Consider the following 9,422-nt stretch of genomic DNA (forward strand, 5'->3'; position numbering starts at 1 on the left):
GCTAGAGCGCGTTGTCGTTTTCGTTGTCGTCTTCGTCGCCCTCGTCGTCTTCGGGTGGCCACACCAGGTTGACCACCACCGGCGCGTGGTCGCTGGGTTGTTCGTTGCCCCGGGTGGCCTTGTGGATTACGCAGCCGGTGGCGCAGTCCATCAGCTCCTCGGAGAGGTAGATGTGGTCGATCCGCCAGCCCCGGTCCCGGTCCCAGGCGCCGGTGCGGTAGTCCCACCAGCTCCAGTGGCCGCTCTCGGGCTCGAACACCCGGAACACGTCGCTGAGCCGCTCACCCAGCGCCGCCTGCAGGGCCGTGCGCTCGGCGTCGCTGGCCATGATGCCGCCGCTGAGGCGATCGGGATCGTGAATGTCGCGGGCCTCGGGGCCGATGTTGAAGTCGCCCACCATGCAGAGCGGATCGCCCTGCTGGTCCTGTGCGTCTAGATAGCGCTGCAGGCAGGCCAGCCACTCCAGCTTGTAGGCGTATTTCTCGCTGGTGAGGGAGCTGCCGTTGGGCACATAGAGATTCAGAACCCGGATGCCGTCGATCAGGGCACTGATCACCCGTTTCTGCTCGCTCAGTCCCGGGGCCTCCGGGTCGTTGGGCAACAGGGCGTCCAAGCCGATCTGCACGTTCTCGAGGGGCAGGCGGCTGAGGATGGCGACGCCGTTGTAGGCCTTCTGGCCGCTGATTGCCGCGCTGTAGCCCAGGGCCTCGAAGGCCTGCTGGGGAAACAGCTCATCGGTCACCTTGGTTTCCTGCAGGCAGAGCACGTCGGGCCGTTCCTGCTCCAACCAGGCCAGCACCTGATCCAGGCGGGTGCGCACGGAGTTGACGTTCCAAGTGGCGATCCGCATGGGCCTGAAGAGGCGCAACTAAGATGAGTATCCGAGCAATCCGGAGAGGTGCCCACCATGCCTGCTGTGCGCTTCCCTGTTTTGATCGGCACGGTTTTGGGATTTTCCACTGCAAGCCTTTTGGGAGCCAGCGTTTTGCTGGTCACCGGAGCTGAATCCGCCCTGGCCCAGGAGAAGGGCTACGGCCAAACCATCAGCAGCCCCCAGCAGCAACGGGAGCTCGATTACGGCACCGGCCCCGCTCGGGGTGGATCGGTGCTGGATTCTGCCAATCCGATCGACCTGATGAACAAGCTGCGTCGGGCCACGGCCATGGACGACGCCACCCAGCCGGGTGATGCGGTGGATGCCGCCCTTAGGGATTTTCACTCCCAGCCGTCGCCGCCGGCGTCGGCTTCGCCGGCAGCGACGGTGAAGGGGCCTTGAGTGGCGCCAGGCCCCAGGCGGCGGCCACCTGATCCAGCTGCGGGTCGCTGGGGCCAGGCTTGCGGGCCCGGGCCAGGGCCAACGACTCCTGGGCGCCCTTGGTGTCGCCCCGTTCCTGCTGCAGCATGGCCCGCGCCAGCAGCGGGCGCTGGTCGGTCGGAAAGCTCGCCGCCAGCTTCAGCAGCAGGGATTCGGCCTGGCTGGGTTGGCTGCGCTTGTGCAGCACGTTGGCCAGCAGCAGGCCGATGGGCAGGGCCTCTGGTTTGAGTTGGGGTTTGCTGGCCCGCGTCAGGGCGGCCTCCAGCTGGCTCTGGGCCTGGGCGCCCCGCCCGGTTTCCAGCTGCAGCAGGGCCATCAATTGCAGGCCTTCGATCTGGTCGGGCCGCAGATTGAGCAGTTGCCGCACCTCCCGTTCGGCGCCGCTGCGGTCCTGTTGGTCGCGGCGTAGTTCCGCCAACAGCAACCGCAGCGACCACTGCTGGGGTCGCTGATCGGCCAGCTGCTCCAGCAGCGCCGTGGCTTCCGCCTTGCGGTTGAGGGCCACCAGCAGCTCCAGCAGGCGCTGCTGCTCGGCCTCGCTGGCCTCGCCCTGGTCGAGGCGCTGCTGCAGCCCGGAAGCCTGGCGCTCCAAGCCCTGGCGGCTGGCATCGATTCCAGTGGCTCCGCTTTGCAGCTGGCCCAACCACCAGCCACCGGCGATGCACAGGGCTCCGAATCCGGCTGCGGCCGCCCCTATCCAGATGCCGGAGCGGTCAGGAGCGGGCGGCATCGGCGCAGGGGATGCGGGGATGTCCAGTCTGCCCCGCGTCCCTCGACCTAGGGCCAATTAATGTTGGGCTCATGCGCGAACACCCGATTTCTCCGGTCACCGAACCCACGCAGTACCGGGCCATTGGCGTGGTGCGTGGCGTGTACGTGCCGACCGACGCTGAGCAGCTCACCCGCGGGGTGATTCGCACTGCGGATGGCACCGAGCTTGAGGCTGTTGTGCTGGGCCGCCTGCTCACCCTGATGCGGCGCCATCTCAACCTGGAGGAACCCCATCTGTGGGTGGTATATCCCCGCTCTCGCGAGGAGGAGGGGCTGCACCTGCAAATGGTGGGTGTCTGGGAGCCCAGCACCCTGGCTGCCGGCGAGGAGACCGAGGCGCCTGCTGAGGAGGTGGCTTCGACGAAGCCAGTCGCAACCGAGAGCGCTGCCGATGCCCTGCCGGAAGGCGACGACTACTTCTCGGTGAGGGGCGAGCTGATTTACACCCGGCCCGAGACCGGCGACCTGGTGGTGAAGGTGCGGGTGATGCCCCGCCCCGATGGCAGCAAGCCGGTGCCCTTCAAGCTGCAACTCAAGGGGGAGCTGCCCCTGGAGCACCTGCGCCACTTCGTGGCCCTCAACCTGCGCCGTCAGGGTCAGCTGCTCCAGATGGAGAGCTTTGAGGTGATCGGTCCGGTGGCCCAGCGGGGCAACCGGGGTGGCAAGGGGCGCCGCGATGGGGGCTCGGCCAACAAGGGTGGCAAAGGTGGCAAGGGGCGTCCCCCCGCGGCCAGCCAGGGTGGTGGTCACACCGGCGGGCAGCGCAACAGTGCCGTCAGCCGGCCGGCGCCCTAGGTGAACGATCGGGGCCGCCAACCACAACCCACCAGTCATGAGCAACCAGCCATGACCAAACCCCTGGCGGCTGGCCTCGCCGTGGCCCTGGTGAGTTTGGCGGCCATCCTGGGGCCGGCCCTGGGGCTGTCGCCCTGGCTGATCACCGGAGTGGTCGCCGTCGGCATGGGCGGCCTCACCCTGGATGCAGCCCGCTTCGGCGGCCGTGGCGGCCATGTGCTGGCCGAGGCCCTGCCGGGGGGGCAGGCGAGGCTGCGGCGGATTGCCATTCATGAGGCCGGCCACCTGTTGGTGGCACGGCAGGAGGCGATGCCAGTGCGGCAGGTGCTGGTGGGTTCCTTGGCTTGCCTGCGCGCCGGCCTCAACACCAGCGGCAGCACCGAGCTGGAGCCGCCGGCCCACGCCAAGTTGCCCCCTGAAGAGCTGCGCCGCTGGAGCCGGGTGCTGCAGGCGGGCATGGTGGCCGAGCAGCTGATCTATGGCCAGAGCGTTGGCGGCTCCGACGATCGCGCCCTGCTGGGCCGGCTCTGGGGCCTCTCCGGCCACGATGTGGAGTCGGCCCAACGGGAACAGCGCCGGGCCCGCCGTGAGGTGGAGCAGCACCTGCGGAGCCTCCAGGTGGAGTTGCAGGCGGAGGCCGAAGCCCTGCTGGCCCTGGCCCCGCGGCTAGGGCGCTCCCAGGCCGGAGAGGCCTGAATGACGCTGGCGCTGCTGGATGCGCCCACCGGTCTGGCCGGCAACATGCTGCTGGCGGCCCTACTGGATCTGGGGCTGCCCGAGGCGGAGATCCATCGTCCCCTGGCGGCCCTGGGCCTGGCCGAGGCCTATCGGCTGGAGCAGGAGGAGCGCCGCAGCGGAGGCCTGCGCGGTTTGCACCTGGCGGTGGTGAGCCTGGAGCCGCAGCCGCCCCATCGCCATTGGGGCGAGCTGCGCGGTCAGCTGCAGGCGGCCCCCTGGCCGGTGCCGCTGAAGCAGCGGGTGCTGGAGGTGTTTGGTTTGCTGGCGGCGGCAGAGGCGGCGGTGCATGGCCATAGCCCCGAGCAGGTGCACTTTCACGAGGTGGGAGCCCTCGATGCCCTGGTGGACGTGGTAGGCGTGTGTGCTGGCCTGCTGCACTTCGGCGTGGGAGAGCTGGTGTGCAGCCCGCCGCCGGCGGGCCACGGCGAGGTGGCTACCGCCCACGGCACCCTGCCCCTGCCGGCGCCTGCCGTGCTGGAGCTGGCCCGCTTGCGGGCGATTCCTTTGGCTTCGGCCAGGGGCTTTCCCCCCGGGGAACTCACCACCCCCACGGGCCTTGCCCTGGCGGCCTGCTGGGCCACGCGCTTTGGCCAGCCCCCGACCCATGTGCCCCGTCAGGTGGGGGTGGGGCTGGGCTCAAGGACCTTGAACCGCCCCAACCTGCTGCGGCTCAGCCTGGCCGATGGCGGCAGGTTTGATTCCAGTACCCACCAGCACCAGAGCACCCCCCAGCTTGAAACCGTGCTCCTGCAGCAGGCCCAGATCGACGACGCCACGCCCGAAGATCTCGCCTTCCTGAGCGAAGAGCTGCGTCGGGGCGGGGCTGTGGAGGTGTTCAGCCAGCCGATCGCCATGAAGAAGGGGCGGGCGGCTCAGCTGCTCACGGCCCTGGTGCCACCGGAGCGGGCTGAGGGGTTGCGGGCGGTGTGGTGGCGGCACAGCACCACCCTGGGGGTGCGGGAGCAGCTGCAGAGCCGCTGGGCGCTGCAGCGCCGCAGTCTGGAGTTGGCCACGCCCCTGGGGCCGGTGCGGGTCAAGCAGGCCCAGCTGCCCGATGGGCGCTGGCGCAGCAAAGCAGAACACGACGACCTGGTCGCCCTGGCGCGCCAGCACACACTGGGGATCGATCAGGTGCGGGCCATGGTGCAATCGGCCCTCGACTCCCTCCCCCCTCCCCAGCCTTGATGCTTCCGCCTTCGTTCCACGCTCTGGTTCAGCGCTGCCGGGGTGGGCTGGCGCGTCTGGCTGCCGGACTGGGGGACTGGTTGGGGGGCCTGCCGCCTGTTCCCGGGGGCGTAAAGCTGTGGATCAGCTTGCTGAGCTTCGGGTTCCTGTTGGCGGCCCTGGCGGGCCACGGCCGCCAGCTGCTCCAGCTCAGCCTCGACGGCCAGGGATGGCTGTGGTTGCTGCTCGGGGTGGGCGTCAGCCTGCTGAGCCTGGCTGCCAACGGGCTGGCCCTGGGGGTGGTGCTGCGCTGGCTGGGGCAGCGCCCCCGTTGGCCAGAGCTGGTGCGCGCCTACCTCGACACCAACCTGCGCAAGTATTTGCCCGGTGGCATTTGGCACCTCACCAGCCGGGTGCAGCTGCTGCGCAGCGCTGAGGCCCCGTTGCAGGCGCCTGCAACGGGGGGGCTGGCCCTGGCGGCGGTGCTGCTCGATCCCCTCGTGGCGGCGGTGGCGGCCTTGGCGCTGGTGGCAGCTGGCGGCTGGCAACACGGCCTGGCCCTGCTCTGTTGGCTGCCCCTGGCGCTGCTCATGCCCCGCTGGCTCAACCCGGTGCTCAGCCGCCTGGAGCGCCGTAGGGCACCGGAGCTGGGGATGGACAGCGAAACCGCCGCAGGGGCACCACCCATTCGCGCCTATCCCTGGCCCCTCCTGCTGGTGCAGCTGGGCTTTGTGCTGCTGCGCTTTGCCGGTTTCGCCTGCTGCGTGCAGGCCTTCGACCTCTCCTACAGCCTCGGCTGGGGCGGCTGGCTCGCGGGTTTCGCGGTGGCCTGGACCGCCGGACTGGTGGTGCCCGGGGCCCCCGGCGGCCTTGGGGTGTTTGAGGCGGTGCTGCTGCTGCGCCTGGGTTTTGCGATTCCTGAGGCGCCCCTGCTGGCGATCGCGATCAGCTACCGGCTGGTGGTGACGCTCGCCGATCTGTTGGCGGCGCTCACGGCCCGGCTGGATCGGCCGCGGCTGCCCCAGAGCTCAGCAACAGCTCCCTGAGGCCTGCCCGTCGCCCGTTGTGCCGAAGGGCAGGCTGCTGCCACAGCCGGGGAACAGACCGTAGTGGCGGCTGAAGTCGCCGATGAAGCTGAAGTGGGGGGCGAAGCGCGTGGCCTGCAGCATCCGGAATGTGTTGCCGCACACCGGGAACACGCGCCCGGTCTCGATGGCGTGGTGGCCATCGAGGTCGAAGCGATGGGGGTGATGGGGAATCGTGCCCCGGTAGATCACCGCTTGGCCATGGTCTTCGCAGGCATCTTCCAGCTCGGCGATGTGAAAGAGGCGATAGGTGGCCGAGAAGAAGCGGGCTTCGCCCACCAGCGGTGCCAGGGCCGGGTCGGTGATCTGGATCTCGCGATCGGCCACCAGCCGCGGGTCGATGAAGCCGGCCTCGCGGGCCAGGCGCAAAAAGTCGTTCCAGTAGAGGGCGCCGCCGAGGCATTCGCCATAGAGCACTGGATCGCGCCGCACCGCCTCCGGTAGGCGCCGATCCACGTAGACGTCGGAGAAATACATCTCGCCGCCCGGCTTGAGCAGCCGTTTGACACCCCGCAGCACCGCGGCTTTTTCGGTGGAGAGGTTGAGCACACAGTTGCTCACCACCACATCGAAACTGCCAGGCTCCAGGGGTAGCTGGTCGAGCGCTTCGATGGTGCCCTCGAGGAACGACACATTGGCGTAGCCGAATTGCTCGGCATGGAAGGCCAAGTGCTCCCGGGCCACCGCCAGTTGCTCCGCGGTCATGTCGACCCCCACCACCGAGCCGGAGGGTCCCACCAACTGGGCCAGGGCGTAGACGTCGCGGCCGGAACCACTCCCCAGGTCGAGGACGCGACAGCCCTCCAGCAGCGGCGGACAGATCAGCCCGCAGCCGTAGTAGCGGGCCAGCACATCCGGGTGGATGCGGGCCAGCAGGGGCCGTAGCCAGTCGGGCACCGCATCGGCATCGCAACAGGCGCTGGTTTTCAGGTCGGCCGTGCAGCTCAGCTCCTGGCCGTAATAGGCCTGAACGGCGGCTTGGGTGGGCATGGCGGCGCGCGACCGGTGGGAATGGTTCAGTCTGCCTGCGCCGGTTGGGGAGTGGGGAGGGCGCAGGCCCGATCGAGGGCCATCACCCGGGCCCTGCACCCCATGGCATCTCTTCGCAACTGTGTTTATTGTTGAGAAGCCTGAGGATGCTGCGTTGCCCGCCGAACCCAGCCTGCGCAACAGTCTCCACGATCGTGGCCAGCGGCTGACCCCCCAGCGCCAGCGCGTGCTGGCCCTGTTTGAGCGCATCGGTGAGGGCAGCCATCTGGGCGCCGAAGAGGTGCACCAGCGCCTGCTGCGCAGTGAGGAGCGGGTGTCTCTGGCCACCGTGTATCGCACCCTGCGGCTGCTGAGCTCGATAGGGTTGTTGCAGGAATTGGAGCTGCCCGAGGGGGGGCGTCGCTTTGAGCTCGCCAGCGATGCCCACCGCGACCATCACCACCTCGTGTGTGTGCGCTGCGGCCGCACCGAAGAGTTTGAGAACGCCGAGGTGCTCCAGGCCGGCGAACAGGCCGCCGTGCACCATCGTTTTCGCCTGCTGGAGTGTGTGCTCAATGTGCGGGCCCTCTGCCCCAGTTGTGCGGCGGAGGAATAGGGCCGCGCGTGCGCGCTGATCCGCGCGCAGCTCTTTGCAAAAGCGCCAGCGAGGCTGACGCTCTCAGGCGCCCTCCTTAGCCTGAGGGTCCTGCGTGCATCCACGGCAATGCCTGGATCGGTCAGTTGTTCTCCGCGGGCCCATCCCAGTCGCCTGCTCGGCGCCGTGGCGGAGCGGCACTGATGAACCTCACCAACGAACTGGCCAAGCAGCGCAACCGTGATGCGGCGGAGCGCACCTTGATGGCTTGGATTCGCACCTGTCTGTCGTTGATCAGTTTCGGGTTCGGTCTCGACAAGATCATTGCCGCCATTGATCGCGCCACGGCGGACAACGGCGTTCAGGTGGAACGCGGCGTGCAATTGGTGGCGGCGGCTTTCATGATCACCGGCGTGCTGTCAATGGCGGGCGCCACGGTGCAATACCGCCGGGAATTGCGCCGTCTCCAGCACGACGACTACGTCTACCGCAACAAGCCTCAGCTGGCGGCGGCCACCGCGGTTCTTATCACCCTGATCGGTGTGGTGGCACTCGTGCTGATCACGGTGCGCTCCAACAGCTGAGTCCACCCGTTTCAGCCGCTTGATTTCCACCGCTCGCGTTCTGTGTCGATGGCTCCTTCCCCGTCTGTATTGGTTCCGGCCACCCTGTTCACGATCATGTTTGCCCTGGGGGTAGGCCTGCCACTGGATGGCTTCAGCCGCTGGCAGCAGCAGCGCGGCGTGTTGCTGCGAGGTCTGCTGGGTACTTGCGTGCTGGTGCCCCTGGCGGCGGTTGCGTTGCTGCTGTGGCCGGCCACCCTGAGCCTGTCCCAGCCTGCCCGTTTTGCCATCGCCCTGATGGCGGTGAGTCCGAGTGCACCGTTGCTGCTGCGCAAGGCTGGCAAGCAGGGGGGCGATCGCTCCCTGGCGGCCCTGCTTCAGGTGGGGGCCGCCCTGGTGGCGATCCTGATCACCCGCATCTTCGGGGTGTCCGGTTGGGCGATTGAGGCGCGCCATGTGGCAGGCCAGGTGGCGCTGGCCCAGCTGGTGCCGCTCCTGCTTGGACTGCTGCTGCGGCGCTTTGCGCCCCAGTGGGCCAGTCGCCTGGAGGCACCCCTTGATCGGATCGCCAATGTGCTGTTGCTGCTCCTGGTGCTGGTGGTGTTGGCCAAGACGGCACCGCTATTGACCACCTATGTCGGCGCCAATCTTGTGGCCCTACCCGTGATGGGGGCCTTGGTGTTGATCAGCTTGGCGTTGGGCTATGGCCTGGCCGATCGGGATCCTCAGCAGCGGGTCACCCTGGCCTTGGTGACCTCGATGCGCAATCCCGGCCTGGCGCTCCTGCTGGCTGGAACGTATGCCCCGGAGGTGCCTGCGGTAAAGCTGGGCATCCTGATGTATTTACTCATCACTGTGCTGCTCTCGATTCCGTTTTTGCATTGGCAACGGCTGCGGCAGGCCTGATCGGGCCAGACCCAATCCACCCATCGATGGCTTTGCGGTTTGCGCCGAAGTTTAGCGTTCGCGCCAATGTTTTTCTCTTTGAAATTGGGTGTGAAGAAGTGCACGAATCTGCTGCAGTCGGAAGTGCCTATCACCATCCTTCGAGGAGGTGCAGTTGCCTCCTCTCACTCCCATGCCCAACGGAAAGCCCAACATTCTCATTCTCTGGGGCGATGACATCGGCCAGAGCAACCTCAGCTGCTATAGCCACGGGCTGATGGGGTATGAGACCCCCAACATCGACCGGGTGGCCAAAGAAGGCGCCAAGTTTATCCACTACTACGCCGAGCAGAGCTGCACTGCCGGCCGAGCCGCCTTCATCACCGGTCAGAGCGTGTACCGCACCGGCCTCTCTAAGAGTTTGCTGAAAAACCCAGCCCGCGCAACAATGGGCCAACTGCCCACCTGAGATGCGAGGTCACCGGGAGCGCAGCGGCTCTCTGTTCTCCTACGTGTCGATCGAGGAGCGGATCCCGGCCAGT

Annotated in this window: 12 protein-coding genes; 9 read left to right on the forward strand and 3 right to left on the reverse strand. The window is 67.9% G+C overall.

Annotated elements, in window-relative coordinates; all coding sequences use genetic code 11:
* Position 1: 1 nt before the first annotated feature.
* Positions 2–850, reverse strand: coding sequence for an exodeoxyribonuclease III (xth, locus tag CJZ78_RS09575; RefSeq protein WP_094561053.1), 849 nt, complete (start codon positions 848–850; stop codon positions 2–4).
* A 135-nt stretch (positions 851–985) separates the two neighbouring features.
* Here xth and CJZ78_RS09580 point away from each other — a divergent pair, with 135 nt between their 5' ends.
* Entirely contained in the window at positions 986–1,276 is a 291-nt protein-coding gene (locus tag CJZ78_RS09580; RefSeq protein ID WP_233128642.1) for a hypothetical protein, read from the forward strand.
* On the opposite strand, the gene CJZ78_RS09585 is transcribed toward CJZ78_RS09580, so the two are convergent.
* The gene (locus CJZ78_RS09585) at positions 1,206–2,045 is read right to left on the reverse strand and encodes a hypothetical protein (protein WP_143592893.1); all 840 of its coding nucleotides are present in this window, start codon (positions 2,043–2,045) and stop codon (positions 1,206–1,208) included. The genes CJZ78_RS09580 and CJZ78_RS09585 overlap by 71 nt on opposite strands.
* 71 nt (positions 2,046–2,116) lie before the next feature.
* Between CJZ78_RS09585 and CJZ78_RS09590 the strand changes: the two genes are divergently transcribed.
* From CJZ78_RS09590 to CJZ78_RS09605, 4 genes are read left to right on the forward strand one after another with little or no spacing between them, the layout of a single operon-like run.
* On the forward strand, positions 2,117–2,881 hold the full coding sequence (locus tag CJZ78_RS09590; protein ID WP_094561057.1) for a hypothetical protein: 765 nt from the start codon (positions 2,117–2,119) through the stop codon (positions 2,879–2,881).
* 51 nt (positions 2,882–2,932) lie between these two features.
* Complete coding sequence (locus tag CJZ78_RS09595; protein ID WP_094561083.1) at positions 2,933–3,577, forward strand: hypothetical protein; 645 nt, start codon at positions 2,933–2,935, stop codon at positions 3,575–3,577.
* On the forward strand, positions 3,578–4,804 hold the full coding sequence (locus CJZ78_RS09600; RefSeq protein ID WP_094561059.1) for a LarC family nickel insertion protein: 1,227 nt from the start codon (positions 3,578–3,580) through the stop codon (positions 4,802–4,804).
* The gene (locus tag CJZ78_RS09605; protein WP_094561061.1) at positions 4,804–5,829 is read left to right on the forward strand and encodes a lysylphosphatidylglycerol synthase domain-containing protein; all 1,026 of its coding nucleotides are present in this window, start codon (positions 4,804–4,806) and stop codon (positions 5,827–5,829) included. Before CJZ78_RS09600 ends, CJZ78_RS09605 begins: the two co-directional genes overlap by 1 nt.
* Here the strand turns inward: CJZ78_RS09605 and CJZ78_RS09610 are convergent.
* Positions 5,812–6,858: a methyltransferase domain-containing protein gene (locus CJZ78_RS09610; RefSeq protein WP_094561063.1), complete on the reverse strand. Its 1,047-nt coding sequence runs from the start codon at positions 6,856–6,858 to the stop codon at positions 5,812–5,814. The genes CJZ78_RS09605 and CJZ78_RS09610 overlap by 18 nt on opposite strands.
* A 154-nt stretch (positions 6,859–7,012) precedes the next feature.
* Between CJZ78_RS09610 and CJZ78_RS09615 the strand changes: the two genes are divergently transcribed.
* From CJZ78_RS09615 to CJZ78_RS09630, 4 genes are all read left to right on the forward strand, one after another.
* A complete protein-coding gene (locus tag CJZ78_RS09615) occupies positions 7,013–7,453 on the forward strand; it encodes a Fur family transcriptional regulator (RefSeq protein ID WP_233128644.1) in 441 nt (146 codons plus the stop codon).
* Positions 7,454–7,635: 182 nt separating this feature from the next.
* A complete protein-coding gene (locus CJZ78_RS09620; RefSeq protein WP_094561065.1) occupies positions 7,636–8,016 on the forward strand; it encodes a YidH family protein in 381 nt (126 codons plus the stop codon).
* Positions 8,017–8,064: 48 nt separating this feature from the next.
* Positions 8,065–8,901 (forward strand): bile acid:sodium symporter family protein, encoded by an 837-nt coding sequence (locus tag CJZ78_RS09625; RefSeq protein WP_094561067.1) that lies wholly within the window; start codon positions 8,065–8,067, stop codon positions 8,899–8,901.
* 172 nt (positions 8,902–9,073) lie between these two features.
* Complete coding sequence (locus CJZ78_RS09630; protein ID WP_233128646.1) at positions 9,074–9,349, forward strand: sulfatase-like hydrolase/transferase; 276 nt, start codon at positions 9,074–9,076, stop codon at positions 9,347–9,349.
* The last annotated feature ends 73 nt before the right edge of the window (positions 9,350–9,422 follow it).

The sequence above is a fragment of the Synechococcus sp. 8F6 genome (assembly GCF_002252665.1).
Taxonomy (GTDB): Bacteria; Cyanobacteriota; Cyanobacteriia; order PCC-6307; family Cyanobiaceae; genus Cyanobium_A.